Below are 14,948 nucleotides of genomic sequence, written 5' to 3'. Positions count from 1 at the left end.
TGCCACAACTCCTGATGAAGCACGTCGGCTTGTGTTATTGTATTTACGAGCTTCATTTTCCTGATCTTATGGGGTGAGTGGACATTGCCGTTAGCATAAGTCACTGGGTTGCCGGGGCGATAAGTGTCCTCTACTGCCCAACCATAGTTCTCTGCATCTGAAATGGTTTGCTCTTGCACTTCGAACACTTCGCCGTTGTGGAGTATCAGGCCTGCGGTGGTGGTAGCAAAGCCACTGTCATCTTCGCTGATTTCACAGCCTTGAAGTATATAATTCTTACTCAAATCAAGCCCCAACGCCATAAAACTTGCCACTTGCCCTTCTTGTTGAGCCTCCTGTAAATGAATTAAGTCGTCCAGCGAGTCGGGGTGCCCGCCTGTAACGAGGTCTAATATTTTTGCCATTGTTTTTATTCTTTGATAATAATTGTGTAGGTCTTATCAGGTAGTTTGTATTTATTAATGAATGCGCGAATCTGAAGTTGTTGGTCAGCCGCGAGTGCTGGAGTTTGGACTACAAAATCGAACTCCCCCTGGAATTCGCCCAAAGTGTAGCTAAACTTGGGAAGAAGGTTTTTTTCGGTAATTTCACTCAGCGAGTAGCGGTAATATTGCAAACTGGATGCTTCGCTGAGGTAATAGATATAGCGGCGGTTTTTCTGATAGGTTTGGTTGATGATGACGATCTCCCGGCTTAGCCCTAACCTCCGGTTGAGTTCTTCTTCAAGCACCATCGTTTGGTTGCTGATGGCGATTTCCAGCTGGGTGGCCACCCTAAAAGCCACAAAACGCTCGTACAAGGTTTTGATAGGGGCAAGCATTACTTGTAGCCAAGCAAGGTGGCGTGCTTGTTCCTTTTTGAGGTACGAAGGAATCAACCAACGCACAAATTTATTCCAGTCAATGGTCATGCTTTTATTTACTTATTTTATAAAGGAGTTTTTAAGGTGAGATGGTCTTTGAGTGGGTGCTCAACGTCTATTTTTACATAGCCAGACTTAGGGATGTATACCCGGTCTACTGGGGCGTAAGTTTCTCCACTTGCCTTGGCTTCAAATAATGTAATGACTACATCTTCCACTCCGGCAACCGCCTGCACCGCATCTACAATTTTAGATCGCAAAATTTTACCATTAAAAGGCAGGTTGGAGAGGTGTTGATCAATGGCGGTTTCTATGCTTGTTTTGAGTGAGGTAGCTTCGAGCAAAGGATTGTAATATACTTCCAGGCTAAGTTTAATTGTATCGCCGGGCAAGCTATTGACCAGAATATACGCCCCTGGTGGTTGGAGACGATCAATGTAACCTCTTGCGGCGGCGAGTTCACTGGCCGAAAGTTGTGCAGGTTGTCCGTCCACTGTTTTGGCTACTTTGAGCGTGGCAACGTTGTCACTACCGCTGGCCACCGAAATGGCCGCCTGGGTAATGATTTGTTTTTCGGGGGACACTTGGGAGTAACCCAGCGCCCCGTTTTCATACCTGACAAGGTTTTCTCCGTACTGAAATTTTTTCATCTGTAGTACAAACCATTCCGCTGAACCAAAAATATTCTGGGCAAGTCTTGCTTCTACCTCTGCCTTGTGGCGGTCAAAGAGTTGTTCCAGCGTCCAGACTGCCATGGCCACTACGTAGAGCCAAAGCCGCCAGATCGCAAAATTAGAAGGAGAGTCCAAGGCATCAAGCTTAGGTTCGGCCGCCTTAGCTGCCAGGAGTTCGTTGCGTATTTGAGTAAGGGTTCTTGCCATTGTTTTTAGTTTCCTGTTTTTACAATCACCGCCTGGGGCAGTTTATTTTTAAAGTATTTGACCAAAGGGTAGTCACGAATATCTACCTTGTCAGGGTCGTACCTGACCTCAGTACCTGCCGCAATCTCCTGATCCAGCGAAAGTGTAGGGTTGTCATCCAAAAGCATAAAAAACGCCTGGGGGTTTCCATAGAGTTGCAAGGCAAGGTCTATGATATTTTGCCCCTCGTAAGTAGTATAAACTTGCATCATATCTATATCGGTGTATCAATATCATCGCTTTGCGCTAACCATTTAACCATTAGCGAAGCGAAACCATTCAACCATTTAATTACTCCACCCCGCTTCAATTCGTACCAACTCGCCTCCTCCTGTTTGCTCATCTATGTCAAAGCGCACCGATTCTATAGTTTGCCCGTCCAGTTCCAGTTGCAGCTCAATCTCAGCCCGCATTTCACTAAAATCACGGTTTTCATCATTTAGAAAAATATCCAGCCCAATACCCGCCTGGGGTGCAGCCCGCAAATCGCCTTTGTTGGCTACCAGGTTATGCGCCTGGTGCTGCACGGTGGCATCGCCCAAGGCAAAGTCCCCGTTTTCAAAAGCCAAGTCTCCGCCTACTTCCGAAAGTAGTACATCTGTCACCTTGCGCCACTTATTAGGGTCAGTTGTCGCCATCGCCGTGCATTACTTTTTTATTTTCAAAACTGGGTTTAAATACTCCCGTCTGTTTACCCGCTACTGCTCCCTTGAGGGTGGCTTGCAACGCCGAAGGGCTGCCATTGCCCGGTTCAGGAATAGGTGACCCCGAAAGTACCTGAACCAAGCCATCGAGGATTGCTTTGTTTTTGTTCCACTCGGTTTTGAGTTCGGCTACCTTGATCAGCCCACCTGCACTGTCTCCATTGAGCGAAAGCTGATCGGCAGCCAGTTTCAGGGTCAAATCACCTACTTTAAATTGGTGTACCTCAGCATTGATACTCACTTCTGCCTCCCCGTTTTTATAGCTCAAGCCCGCTTCACTCAGCTCAGCCACATTGTCTTCGCTGAACTGAACGAGCAGCTTTTCTACTTCGCCAAACTTTGCCACATAAGCCTCGCTTTCTGAGGCTTCGAGCATCGATACAATCACCGAGCTGCCTATTTTAGGAATAAACACTACCCCGCCTACTACCTCACTATCGATACTTGCCACCAGGCGTACATCCGGCAAGGGAGCCTCGCCGCCCAAAGGTTGCACCTCGCAGGTGCGTTCGGCTTCGTCTACCTCTACCACCGTACCCCGAAGGTTTTTGCTATCGGCAGGCAAAGCCTCCATAATCCGCCGAATAGAATTAATAAAAGCGTTGATATTTTCATCCATAATTAAATACAGCTCTAACCTAACTACACTATGCAATAAGTTTAGTTTACTTGTAGCTCATCGCTAATTGCACCGATATGCATCGGTATCTAAGACTTGTGACTGCCTACTGTGCCCTCCTTCCAATTTTTACCGCCCGTTTAAAGCCCCCGGTTTTGCTCACCGTGGTTTTTACCTCATCTACAAAATATACCCCCTCGCGTTCGGGGTAGTCAGCGTCCCGGATTTGGCAACGCGCCGAATGCACCACATGCGGAACGCCCAAGGTTTTAACCCCGCCCTTGTAGCCCTCGTAGCGGTACAGCTTTACCTTCTCGTTGGCAATTTTTTGCAAAGTATCCTTGTCGTTAATCGGTTCGGGCGAAATCCAGGTTCTGAGTTCGCCTTCTTCGCTGCCCGCGTACACCTCCAGCTTTTGATTGTTTTTCAAATAAGAGGTTGCCTTGAGCCTTATCTTGATGTCCTCCTTGCGGCGATATTCCAACTCGGTAGCAAGCACGTTGCGTTGCAGGTCATATACTACAGGTGCTTCATCTAATCCAGTAGTCAGTGCTACATCCTCTGAATAAGGCAAGCCTATGTACAACTGCTTGCCCCGGAAATACATGGCAAGCCCATAATTGTCTTTGAGTTTTTGCAACACCCTGGCAGCGCTGGCATTGGCCACCCGAAAGGGGACAAGCTTTATTTCGGGCACTTCTTGGGTATCCACCAACTCTATTTCAAAGCCCTTGATGGCTTCTTCAATTACCTCCTTCAAAGTGGTGTGCTTCCAGGTTTGGTTGAGGTTAGAGCGCTGCAAATGATAGACTTCGTCCAGGCAATGCATTTCGAAGGGTTGGTTGGGGAGTAGCCGGGCAATGTAGCCCTTGAACTCAGTATGCAACTCGCCATCGTAGCCCAGCTTGATTTCTACTCCATCTCCCTCTTTGAGTTGCTTGTTGAACAGCCCTCTTAACCTGCCCAGCTTAAGTATGACCATATCGCCCAGGTTTTTCCACGAACTGGTAATTTCCAGCGAGGTAAAACTGTCCAGCAGATACTCCACCCCACCAGTGGCCGGGGTAAATATGACTTGGGTATTGAATGTGAGCATGGGGGCAATTTAGTACTGGTTGGGTGTTTTTAGGTAAGCGTTTTTTGGGGATTGAGGTTTGAATGGGTTATTTTGTGGTTTTCTTAAAGAGTCAGTCAATATTTTAGTTTTATTGGCAACCTGAACAACCAATGATATAATAACCCTATATGCTTCTAAGGTCTGAAACCTCGCACATATTGATAGTACAAAGGGTAGTACAATCTGCTAACTTACACATGAACTGTTGATAGCCAGGTACTTATAAAATCTGAAACCCTCCAGGGCTTTTTACACTATTGGGGGTTTCAGACTTTACAAGGTTAAAAATACTCTCCTTACCTTTGATTTGAGCCTGTAAATGCCCATTTTTAGCCATTATTTGACGGGGCTTAATCGGATCATTTAGAAATTGAAATAACATTGTCGGGCTTGGTGCCTCTGACTTGGCTAAAGGCTTAATCGGATCATTTAGAAATTGAAATCTTTTGAATCGCATTCCAAAGCAGGTATACAAAAAGGCTTAATCGGATCATTTAGAAATTGAAATCTCATAGTTTAGCAGGCGTTTGCGCTTGTTTATAAGGCTTAATCGGATCATTTAGAAATTGAAATAACTTGAAACCGCCATGCTCTTTGCTACGGCAAGTGGCTTAATCGGATCATTTAGAAATTGAAATTGTATTAGGAGCACCTTTTGTTTTTTCGTACAACAGGCTTAATCGGATCATTTAGAAATTGAAATAGAATAGCACAGCCCCCATTGAGGCAGCCATGCCGGCTTAATCGGATCATTTAGAAATTGAAATAAGACAGTTTAGCAGCAATTCAGGTCAAAAAAACGGCGGCTTAATCGGATCATTTAGAAATTGAAATGGGCGTTTTTGTATAATGTAGTAAATTTTTTTTCTTGGCTTAATCGGATCATTTAGAAATTGAAATTTGGGGGTAATGACATCAAGCAACACTTGTTTGGTGGGCTTAATCGGATCATTTAGAAATTGAAATTGGATATGAAAATTGTCTGCTGGTAAATCCTGTACTGGCTTAATCGGATCATTTAGAAATTGAAATAAGCTTTGTATTCTATACGGTTATCTTGTGCCTGCAAAGGCTTAATCGGATCATTTAGAAATTGAAATTCTGCTATACGGATAATGCTTTCAATCTCTCTAGTTAGGCTTAATCGGATCATTTAGAAATTGAAATTAACCTTGAGGTGTTCTCGTCGACATCCTCTATAGTGGGCTTAATCGGATCATTTAGAAATTGAAATCCCTTACGGGCACTACTGGCAAAGAGCTCGATAGTGTGGCTTAATCGGATCATTTAGAAATTGAAATGAAGAGGAGCAAGATTAGTTTTTGAAAAGTTGCACTTGGCTTAATCGGATCATTTAGAAATTGAAATATTGGCTACTGCATTCGAGCTAAAATACCAAGCAGGCGGCTTAATCGGATCATTTAGAAATTGAAATTGCGCTTTTCGCGGGTGCGAGCACGCTCTAGTAACTCGGCTTAATCGGATCATTTAGAAATTGAAATGTATGTAAGCCCATGTAGCTTTAGAATAGCTTTGAAGGCTTAATCGGATCATTTAGAAATTGAAATTTGGCTATGAATCCCAAAAAGGTAGTTTTTCGTTCCCGGCTTAATCGGATCATTTAGAAATTGAAATGCAATATCCTCTTGTGCTGCTGCGTACTTCACAATCGGCTTAATCGGATCATTTAGAAATTGAAATTCGCAACTCCTGAAAAATCTTCCGTCTGTGTTTGTAGGCTTAATCGGATCATTTAGAAATTGAAATACAATAAGTCAAGACGAGGACAACCCACCACCACCAGGCTTAATCGGATCATTTAGAAATTGAAATACGTTAAATATAATACGCACACTATGTACGTCTGGGCTTAATCGGATCATTTAGAAATTGAAATGTAGAGGGTTTGCAGGTGCTTTAAAATATACCTCATATGGCTTAATCGGATCATTTAGAAATTGAAATCAAAGCTACTACTGGCTACCGCGCGGCTGAAGAGCTGGGCTTAATCGGATCATTTAGAAATTGAAATTATAAGAATCTAGCTTTCCATTGATAACACTTCTCAGGCTTAATCGGATCATTTAGAAATTGAAATGAAATTCCCAACTGAAAGTGTAATTACGCTTCTTCTTGGCTTAATCGGATCATTTAGAAATTGAAATAAGGGTTGGTCCAGCAAAGCTAGAAGGAAAATCCTACAGGCTTAATCGGATCATTTAGAAATTGAAATTTTCATATCATCTTTCGTTTAAATTTCGACATGTTGGCTTAATCGGATCATTTAGAAATTGAAATACTTTTTCATCGGTCAGTAATTTGGGGGCTATTTTTTGGCTTAATCGGATCATTTAGAAATTGAAATGTGTTTTTTCTGGTGGCTATAAAAGCCCCTATTTCGGGCTTAATCGGATCATTTAGAAATTGAAATGTGCTTAATGTTGTGGAACGAAAAACCCACGGAGCGGCTTAATCGGATCATTTAGAAATTGAAATAGATTTCTTCGGCCGGGGGCACGACCAGCACTTCGGTAGGCTTAATCGGATCATTTAGAAATTGAAATATAGAGAATAAAGAAAAAACCCTAAGCACTACCAGGCTTAATCGGATCATTTAGAAATTGAAATACGAGTTGTAGATGTTTCTTGTGGAAGCATCAGAATCGGCTTAATCGGATCATTTAGAAATTGAAATCACGCTGTAGATTGACCAACGCGGGTTAAACTTTCGGGGCTTAATCGGATCATTTAGAAATTGAAATAGATAAAAAAACCAGACGCGCTTTATTCGTCTGGTGGCTTAATCGGATCATTTAGAAATTGAAATACTAAGGAACTCGACAACATTCTCGACAATGAAGTGGCTTAATCGGATCATTTAGAAATTGAAATAAGTCTTTTTGTCGTCTCCTGACTCTTCTAGCACAGGCTTAATCGGATCATTTAGAAATTGAAATTTGTCTTGCAGCTTTTTTTTGTGCACTGTGCGGACCAGGCTTAATCGGATCATTTAGAAATTGAAATAACTCTTCACGTAATTTATTCATCCCGTTCGTTATGGGCTTAATCGGATCATTTAGAAATTGAAATTGATAACGCGCGAAGACTTACAAGAAAAAGTAGAAGAGGCTTAATCGGATCATTTAGAAATTGAAATACTAGTATCTTGATTGAATCGGGAGGAAGTTTATCAGGCTTAATCGGATCATTTAGAAATTGAAATAAGTTAAGGTAAAAGTCTATAAGTTCACTGTATTTGGCTTAATCGGATCATTTAGAAATTGAAATTTTATAGTTGCTACGCGCAGTAATTTCACTGTAAAGGGCTTAATCGGATCATTTAGAAATTGAAATGACAAAGTATCATACAATGTGCTTACTAGATTCATTGGGCTTAATCGGATCATTTAGAAATTGAAATTGGTTTGTTCCTTTGATAATGCTTCCTCTTCGGCAGGCTTAATCGGATCATTTAGAAATTGAAATATGGATCACAGACATAGTAAGTATTCTTGTTATGGGCTTAATCGGATCATTTAGAAATTGAAATATGGTGTATTCACTGTATTAGCTAACAATCAAAGTGGCTTAATCGGATCATTTAGAAATTGAAATAGGTGTCTAAAGCTCAAGGTTTGCCATTTTCATTCTGGCTTAATCGGATCATTTAGAAATTGAAATTAGTAAGGAACCTTGTCTTTTTTAAGCATTGTCTTGGCTTAATCGGATCATTTAGAAATTGAAATAGGTGTTTAAACACATCTTCAGTCGTTCTAAAAAAGGCTTAATCGGATCATTTAGAAATTGAAATTATAAAGGGCTGCGGCAAACTCCATCTTGTTGAACAGGCTTAATCGGATCATTTAGAAATTGAAATTTACCCTTAGCGGTGTTGGTGGTGCGCTCATCTCTTGGCTTAATCGGATTATTTAGAAGTTGAAATAAGAGCGGCCAAGCGGCTTAGCCAACGAGCTGGCAATTAATCGGATCATTTAGAAATTGAAATACTTTATGCTTTATGACTGACGGGCTAAATTCAATAGGCTTAATCGGATCATTTAGAAATTGAAATCATCTGCAATTTGTACTGTGCAGTCTGAGGATTTGGCTGGCTTAATCGGATCATTCAGAAATTGAAATCTGGGTACCCCCACGGCAAAAATTGCAAAACAATTGGCTTAATCGGATCACGCAGAAATTAGAGTAACAAACAAATAGTCCAAAAAAACGCTAATCTGCTATGGTTTGTGTATTTACCCAAAAGCCTCCTATATCTATATCATTCAGAAATCGCCCAATAACTATTTATATTGATCAAGGGCGGCTTGGTGTTTTGCTTTTACCTTTTCTATAAGCGAGGCAGGCGCAAGCACTTTTACGCCCGCCCCCATTTCTACTAGTTTTCGGGTAAGTTCAAAGTTTTGGCGCAGCTGTAGGCTTATCTTTTTAGGGGTACCATCCTGGTGGCAACTTACTACTTTATAAGGTTGGTGAAAGGGCTTGCTGGCAAAAAACTTTCCTTGGGTTGCTGTAAATTCTAATTTTATAGTCTCTATAGGTGCATCGAGGTTTACGGTCATTCCCAGGCTATAGGCAAAGTGTTCGCCTATATTAAATCCTTCTAGTGCTTCGAAGCGTTTGCCTGTGAAGGCGTAGCTGTCTTTTACCCTGTCGATGGCTAAGGCATTGATAGACTGATGTCCAGCAAAACTGCTGTTATAATAACCCACTACATACCAACGGTTACTGTACTCTTTGAGCGCATAAGGCTGAAACGCCGAATAATGAAAACCTGTGGGGTTTTTGGGTGATTGGTAATTAAAACACACCTCTGATTGGGTTTCTATAGCCTCCAGAAAAAACTCAAATAACTCTGCCGAAGGTGAGCTGGGAATGGGCTCGAAATAAATGTATTGTTTTTCTTCTTCTTCTATTACACTCAAGCGAATCTTCTTATCTATCTCTTGAAGGGCTTGTGCTACCCCGTCATTAAACATAGGTAAATAAGCATACTGTTTTATCAGGTACAGCCCCACTCTAATGGCGGCAATGTGTCTTTTTGATATTTGTAGCTCCAGATGTGTAAGTGCTTTATCATCTAAGAGTTTCCAGCCTTTTCGTTTATGACAAAAGTCAATGGCATTCTCCGTTTCTGATTTGATGTATTCAACATCTCGTTTGATGGTAGCATAAGAGTAATTACATAAGCTTGCCAATTCTCTGGTAGATGGATACCCACCCATGCGTACCTTTTCTATGATAATACGAGTACGCTTTCTTTGGTTTACGTTATTTTTTCTACGTCTTTTTTTTGTCATAGCTATAAAAAAAATGCAGAGCGTATCATTAGGTGATACGCTGCCGCCCTATGTTTGCCCCTGAATGATAAAAATTAGTGTAATGAAATCAAAAAAAACGAAAAAATGTGTATCTCGTGAAAAAACTCATTCATCTGTATCTAACAACCCTTATTATGGTATTTAAAATTACCTTCAGAGTACTCAGGCAAGGGGTAGTATTGCCTTATTCGTATCAATATGAGCTCAGCGCCTGGATATATAAAATGATTTCGGGCAGCAACAACCAACTTGCCACCTTTTTGCATAGCAAGGGCTATGGGCAAGGCTTCAAAAATTTTAAGTTATTTGCGTTTTCCAATCTTTATTTACCTCGGTTCAAAGCCACTCATCGAGGTTTGGTGATACAATCGCCTACTATAGACTTTACCGTTTCTTTTCTGGTAGACCAAGCGGCAACGTCTATGATTAAAACCTTGTTTGAACGGCAAACTTTTACATTGGGCAACCGCCAGAATCAAGTACCCCTACAAGTAGAGAGCGTGGTGTTGCAACCCTTTGAAATTAATCAGGATACCCTACAATTGAGAACTGTTTCGCCCTTGGTGGTAAGCGATTTTGAGGTGATCAACACCCAAGGCAATACCCAGGCAAAATACCTGCACCCACACGACGATCGTTATGAAGCATTGTTTTTTAGAAACCTGCTCGACAAATACCAAACCGTAGTACAGCACCAGCTCATGCCTTCTGTGGCTGAGCGGATAGCCGACGCCCCCATGCAATTGCGGATATTGGGCGATAAGGTACGCTCTAAGTTGGTAGAGATAAAAGCGGGTACAGCCGCCGCTACCAAAGTAAGAGGCTACTTGTACGATTTTGAGCTTACTGCCCCCCAGGAGTTGTTAAAGGTAGGCTATTTGGCTGGCTTTGGGGCACAATCGGCGATGGGTTTTGGGGCTTGTAAAATTTTGAAATAAAAAAGGCAACCCAAGAACGAGTTGCCTATTTCAATTTCTAAATGATCCGATTAGGATAGATAAAATCCGAGTGAATTAAGAACTTAATTCATTTCAATTTCTGAATGATCCGATTAATATACCAAAATTATGAAAAATACATCAACGAACAAAATAAATATTAAAATACTGAATATCAGATGCATACATGTCTTTTGTTGAGATCTATAATTAAGAACTTAATTCTGGAGTATTGTTATTGAATTTGTTTTTCTATACCTTGGTAGAAATAACAATTCAATACATGACAAAATCATATAAAAAAGTAGAAAGAGTACTCTTCGGCTGCAGAGACATTAGCCGAACACGAGTTCAGGAAGTACTCGATTATTTAGAAAATCAGAATGCCTTCTCACAGGCTCAAGGCGGGAACCTAATCAAGCTTGTGAGTAAGACATCTGAGGAATATGTATTTCTAATTGTGGGTCATGTAATTACATTTCCACGCTTAGAAAATGGTACTCAGAACAATAGCAATCAATATGATTTGTTCTAGAGTGTTTATTAGAGCAAGGGAGCTTTAGGGCTTCCTGTTCTTACTCAAAACTACTTAAAAAACACAGCTAATCAAAACCATGCAGTTTTATATAGTATGAAATATTCTCTCAGCCAAGACTACTTCGAAACTCCCTTGTTTCAGGAGACAGTACAGGCATATTTTGACACGGTGTTGCAAGTCATTTTGCAAGACTACACCACCACCGAAGCCAAGGGCAGGTTTGACCTGCAAAAGGATGGTCAACTGCAAACCCTTAGCGACCAATACGACATGCCCTACGCCACCCATGTATTGGCAGGGCTCATTCCTGCCTTGCATTTATACGAGCGTCATTTGCTCACCAAGGGCTGGGTAAACGAGCCTATTGCCAAGGTATATTTAAAAGTGTTTATCTTGGGGTTTACCTTTCATGATGCCAACAAGCTGTTTGGCATCGAGCCATTAGACAAAGCCATTAAACACCTGGAGCCCATAGTGGGGCAATTTAGGGTACATGAGTTTTTTCCTGCGTTTGACACCTACCATCAAGACATTTATTTTTTGACCCTTAGCGACGAAAACCGTACCTCGGTGCTTGCCAATGCTTATACGCTTACCTTGGATGAAGACTATGTAAAACAAGTGCTGGCGATATTGTGCAAGTTTGCCGACAAGTTGGCGTCTATTCAAGAACTTTACGAAATAGAGGAGTTTTACAGTCAGGTAGGCAAAGCAGTGCAACAGCTTGAAGGCTTGGCACAAACCAGCTTTGGTGACTTACAACTCTCCTACATAAAGCTACAGCCTAACCCTTACATTTTGTTGGGGCAACAAGCCATGCAAGCTGCTAAAAAAATACTGGAGGCTCAAGGCACAAAAGTAATGTATGCTTTGCGTGATGGTTTTATTTATTTTGGTGAAGACCTATCCCTTGAAACCCACGCCAAAATACGCCAGGCATATCAACAAGGGGGTGACATAAAGCCTGTACCGCTGACCAAGGTAGACGCGCAAAAATGTAATTTTGGTTTTGTGGGTTCGCTGCCCTTTACAGTGGCCATATTGCAAGAGGTAGTGGCAGAGCTCGCCGATAAATTTTTATTGCTGTCGCCCAATGGACAAGATAAAATCACTGATTACGATGGTTTTATTCAATTTACCAAAGACTTGGCTTTTGCTCTTGACCTCCCCATTAAATGGAGCAATGAAAACGGCAAACTGTATTTATTTTTTAGAGATGTAGATGAGCTCAAGCCTCCCCAACGCATGTTTGTCACTTTATTTTGTTTGCACAAAATATGCTGGCTCAATGCCAAACAGCACAAGCCCTGGCAACAAGACTTTGACGCTTGGCTAAAGGCAGATAAAGCCCTGGAAGAACCTATAGGCGAAGACGAAGCCCACACCTTGCAGAGTGTAGCCGGGGTAGTGGCCTATTTGCGAAAGCAGGCCAAAACGCCCAATGCCTTGCTCAAAACGGTATTGGCTTTTATCAAGACTTATGAAGTGTGCACAAACAAAAGCAAAGAAGCCCTTGAGCAATACTGCCTGGAACTACAGCAGGAGATTGTGCAAGTATTGGGGCAAAGCACCGAAGACGCCCACTCTGATTTTAAGACCGAGTTTTTTGACAAGTATTTTACCTATTTGGGCGACCAACGTCTGGGCTTGCTAGAGGAGTATGCACCCCAGGTACCTGAAAAAAAACAGATGTGCATCTTTACGGGAGGGGTAGCACATCTCGACTACAAAGAAGACGTGGCTTTTGGGCTTAAGGCACGTGGTTTTGGCAACCGCACCATTACTACCCTCAACAACAACCGCAACAAAGTATCGGGTTTGTTTGCTGAAGAAAATCGCCTGCGCAAAACCAATAAGTATTTCCCGAAAGACGCCAATACGGTGGTGTACATCGATTTTTTTGAAACCCACTTGCCCATCAAGCGCGATGTGTTGGCGGCTTGCCTAAAAGCCAAAGGTTTGAATCACGAACTTAAGAAAGACGAAGCAGTGGTGTTTGACAAAAGTGCCAAGTTTCAATACAACCTCTACAACCTTGAGTTTGCCAAGCTCAAGCCTGGCATAGAGTCTACCTTCTTTTTTGTGCGCAAAATGCTGCGAATGACCCACATATTGGGCTTGCGGACTTATGTCACGGGCATTATGTCGCCCTATAGCGCCCACAAAGAAATTTTTTGCTATGAAAACGCCCCCCGTTTTTTGCAGCAATTGGGCTGGCACAAGGTGAGACTAATAGAACTAGAGGCAGTGCTTGCCGAAATAAGGTTGGTGTTACTCTTGGGCAAAAACAGGATAGAGGGCAACTTGCTTAAGATTGCGCAGAGTAGACAAGCCTATTTCACCTTGTTTTATTTGCTGAGTGATGACGACAAGAAAAAAGTACATTCTCAATTATTAAATTTTATAGATCAACATCCTGAAAAAATGAAAGGTATGACAGTAACAAACAAATTGGTAGAAGCCGCTACCGCCATCACCTTGGGCTACAAAAGTGGGGCTGAAGAAACTTGGTTGATACGCACTGCACTCAAGTATTTGCGACTCAACATAAAACAAAAGTATGAGACACCCGCCTATGAACGCAAGCAAGTGATAGGAGAGATTTCGGGAAGCATAGACCGTGCTTTGAGAAATGAAGATGGAAGAGACAAAAGAATGGAAGCAATAGAGGTGTTTGCTGCCAAGGTATATGATGAGTTGTTTGTAAAAGAATGGAAACGAAAACTGCCCAACCTCAACCGAGAAAAAGATTGGGTCTATCATTTTGCTTTTTATTACCGCACAGCTTCAGTAGCAACTATTACAAGAAAAAAAGCCGCCAAGTTAAAAAAGCAATGGTTAGAAGCAGGTGAAGAAATGAACGAAGCCAATGTACGCCGTTTATTAAAAGTCGAAAAACTAGACAAACATGCCAAACAGTATTTATCAATCATTTTAAACAACGAAAAAAACAACTAATCATGCAAGCATTATATAAATTTATCCCTGAAAATTACTTTGTAAAAGACCTCAAAGACAATACCTTGGGCAGTATCAAGCTGGCGCTGTTGCGCGAAGTAAAGGGCAATATGATCATTAGAAGCAATTACCCCGACGAAACCATTACTTTTAAGGCTACTGACGACAAAGACGTGGTGGAGATTCCGGCGCGCAAGCTCAAAAGCCGCGAAAAGCTCATGGGCTTAAAGATATGCCGCGAGTTTGGGGTGGTAGACGAGCAAGTACGCTATAATGTCATAAAAAAAAGCACCCAACTTGCCAACCCCAACTCTATCTTGTTTGGCGACTCGGTGACCGAGAGCGGCGATGCAGTAGGACTTACCAGCCGCGCCATTTACGATTGGGCTTATTCGTTACGCGATGTAAGCGAAATCACCGCCACCCTACAGCACAATGCTTTGAGCGAGGGCGGTACTATGCACAACGAAGACACGGGCAAGTTGCGCCAATCGTTGTTTCAAGTGCAATACGTAAAACCTGCCACCTTCTTCCCTCATTTTATCACCGTAGAGAATGTCACCCCTGAGCTGTTTATCCACTTACTGGCTTGTGTGCTGTTTGAGAACCGCTACGGTGCCCAAAGCACTACCCAAAGCGCCAACGTGCAAAATCATTTGGTAGGCATTGGTTTCAACTTGTTTGAAGCACCCCTCAATAGTTTTAGCTTGAGCCAAGACTGGAAAGCCAGCGAAGGAGTAGACTTCTCAAGTGTGCAAAAGGCAATGACTGAAAAAATGCAAACTGCTTATGGCGAAGACAATTACATAGCAGGCGATGGTTTGACAACGTGGATAAAAACACTGTGGCAAAAGCCCGATGAACTAAAGGCGCATTACAAAAAAGCTCAAGAAGATTGTGAAGCATTTTTGAAAGCAATCAAGGTGACTAAGTAGGATAGATAGTCGATAGCC

At 42.0% G+C, this 14,948-nt stretch carries 10 protein-coding genes, 1 pseudogene and 1 CRISPR repeat array; of the genes and pseudogenes, 3 read left to right on the top strand and 8 right to left on the bottom strand.

Features of this window, described 5'->3' with window-relative positions; all coding sequences use genetic code 11:
• The 8 genes and pseudogenes from Q0954_RS19765 to Q0954_RS19730 all read right to left on the bottom strand — a co-directional run.
• A pseudogene (locus Q0954_RS19765) lies at positions 1 to 404 on the bottom strand (hypothetical protein); the annotation flags it as partial.
• A 5-nt stretch (positions 405 to 409) separates the two neighbouring features.
• The gene (locus tag Q0954_RS19760; RefSeq protein WP_299459326.1) at positions 410 to 910 is read right to left on the bottom strand and encodes a hypothetical protein; all 501 of its coding nucleotides are present in this window, start codon (positions 908 to 910) and stop codon (positions 410 to 412) included.
• Between the two features lie 17 nt (positions 911 to 927).
• Positions 928 to 1,743: a baseplate J/gp47 family protein gene (locus Q0954_RS19755; protein WP_299459325.1), complete on the bottom strand. Its 816-nt coding sequence runs from the start codon at positions 1,741 to 1,743 to the stop codon at positions 928 to 930.
• Between the two features lie 5 nt (positions 1,744 to 1,748).
• Entirely contained in the window at positions 1,749 to 1,994 is a 246-nt protein-coding gene (locus Q0954_RS19750) for a hypothetical protein (protein WP_299459324.1), read from the bottom strand.
• A 75-nt stretch (positions 1,995 to 2,069) separates the two neighbouring features.
• Complete coding sequence (locus Q0954_RS19745; protein ID WP_299459323.1) at positions 2,070 to 2,420, bottom strand: hypothetical protein; 351 nt, start codon at positions 2,418 to 2,420, stop codon at positions 2,070 to 2,072.
• On the bottom strand, positions 2,407 to 3,105 hold the full coding sequence (locus Q0954_RS19740; protein ID WP_299459322.1) for a hypothetical protein: 699 nt from the start codon (positions 3,103 to 3,105) through the stop codon (positions 2,407 to 2,409). Before Q0954_RS19740 ends, Q0954_RS19745 begins: the two co-directional genes overlap by 14 nt.
• 106 nt (positions 3,106 to 3,211) lie before the next feature.
• A complete protein-coding gene (locus tag Q0954_RS19735; protein WP_299459321.1) occupies positions 3,212 to 4,201 on the bottom strand; it encodes a hypothetical protein in 990 nt (329 codons plus the stop codon).
• 368 nt (positions 4,202 to 4,569) lie between these two features.
• Positions 4,570 to 8,427: a CRISPR direct-repeat array (repeat unit 30 nt; unit sequence GGCTTAATCGGATCATTTAGAAATTGAAAT).
• 96 nt (positions 8,428 to 8,523) lie between these two features.
• Entirely contained in the window at positions 8,524 to 9,540 is a 1,017-nt protein-coding gene (locus tag Q0954_RS19730) for a YafY family protein (RefSeq protein ID WP_299459320.1), read from the bottom strand.
• Positions 9,541 to 9,695: 155 nt separating this feature from the next.
• On the opposite strand from Q0954_RS19730, the gene cas6 reads away from it, so the two are divergent.
• From cas6 to cas7d, 3 genes are all read left to right on the top strand, one after another.
• Positions 9,696 to 10,499, top strand: coding sequence for a CRISPR-associated endoribonuclease Cas6 (cas6, locus tag Q0954_RS19725; protein WP_299459319.1), 804 nt, complete (start codon positions 9,696 to 9,698; stop codon positions 10,497 to 10,499).
• Positions 10,500 to 11,130: 631 nt separating this feature from the next.
• A complete protein-coding gene (locus tag Q0954_RS19720) occupies positions 11,131 to 13,995 on the top strand; it encodes a hypothetical protein (RefSeq protein WP_299459318.1) in 2,865 nt (954 codons plus the stop codon).
• Positions 13,996 to 13,997: 2 nt separating this feature from the next.
• Complete coding sequence (cas7d, locus tag Q0954_RS19715; RefSeq protein ID WP_299459317.1) at positions 13,998 to 14,930, top strand: type I-D CRISPR-associated protein Cas7/Csc2; 933 nt, start codon at positions 13,998 to 14,000, stop codon at positions 14,928 to 14,930.
• Positions 14,931 to 14,948: the final 18 nt, after the last annotated feature.

Origin of the sequence: uncultured Microscilla sp. (assembly GCF_947493425.1) — a bacterium.
Classification (GTDB): Bacteria; Bacteroidota; Bacteroidia; order Cytophagales; family Microscillaceae; genus Microscilla.
This window is presented reverse-complemented; position numbering and strand designations above follow the sequence as displayed.

What these genes read in the sequence shown, in the direction of transcription:
- Q0954_RS19730 (WP_299459320.1), bottom strand. Translation starts at nt 9,540, where the DNA reads ATGACAAAAAAAAGACGTAGAAAAAATAACGTAAACCAAAGAAAGCGT.
- Q0954_RS19755 (WP_299459325.1), bottom strand. Translation starts at nt 1,743, where the DNA reads ATGGCAAGAACCCTTACTCAAATACGCAACGAACTCCTGGCAGCTAAG.
- Q0954_RS19740 (WP_299459322.1), bottom strand. Translation starts at nt 3,105, where the DNA reads ATGGATGAAAATATCAACGCTTTTATTAATTCTATTCGGCGGATTATG.
- cas6 (WP_299459319.1), top strand. Translation starts at nt 9,696, where the DNA reads ATGGTATTTAAAATTACCTTCAGAGTACTCAGGCAAGGGGTAGTATTG.
- Q0954_RS19735 (WP_299459321.1), bottom strand. Translation starts at nt 4,201, where the DNA reads ATGCTCACATTCAATACCCAAGTCATATTTACCCCGGCCACTGGTGGG.
- Q0954_RS19760 (WP_299459326.1), bottom strand. Translation starts at nt 910, where the DNA reads ATGACCATTGACTGGAATAAATTTGTGCGTTGGTTGATTCCTTCGTAC.
- Q0954_RS19750 (WP_299459324.1), bottom strand. Translation starts at nt 1,994, where the DNA reads ATGATGCAAGTTTATACTACTTACGAGGGGCAAAATATCATAGACCTT.
- cas7d (WP_299459317.1), top strand. Translation starts at nt 13,998, where the DNA reads ATGCAAGCATTATATAAATTTATCCCTGAAAATTACTTTGTAAAAGAC.
- Q0954_RS19745 (WP_299459323.1), bottom strand. Translation starts at nt 2,420, where the DNA reads ATGGCGACAACTGACCCTAATAAGTGGCGCAAGGTGACAGATGTACTA.
- Q0954_RS19720 (WP_299459318.1), top strand. Translation starts at nt 11,131, where the DNA reads ATGAAATATTCTCTCAGCCAAGACTACTTCGAAACTCCCTTGTTTCAG.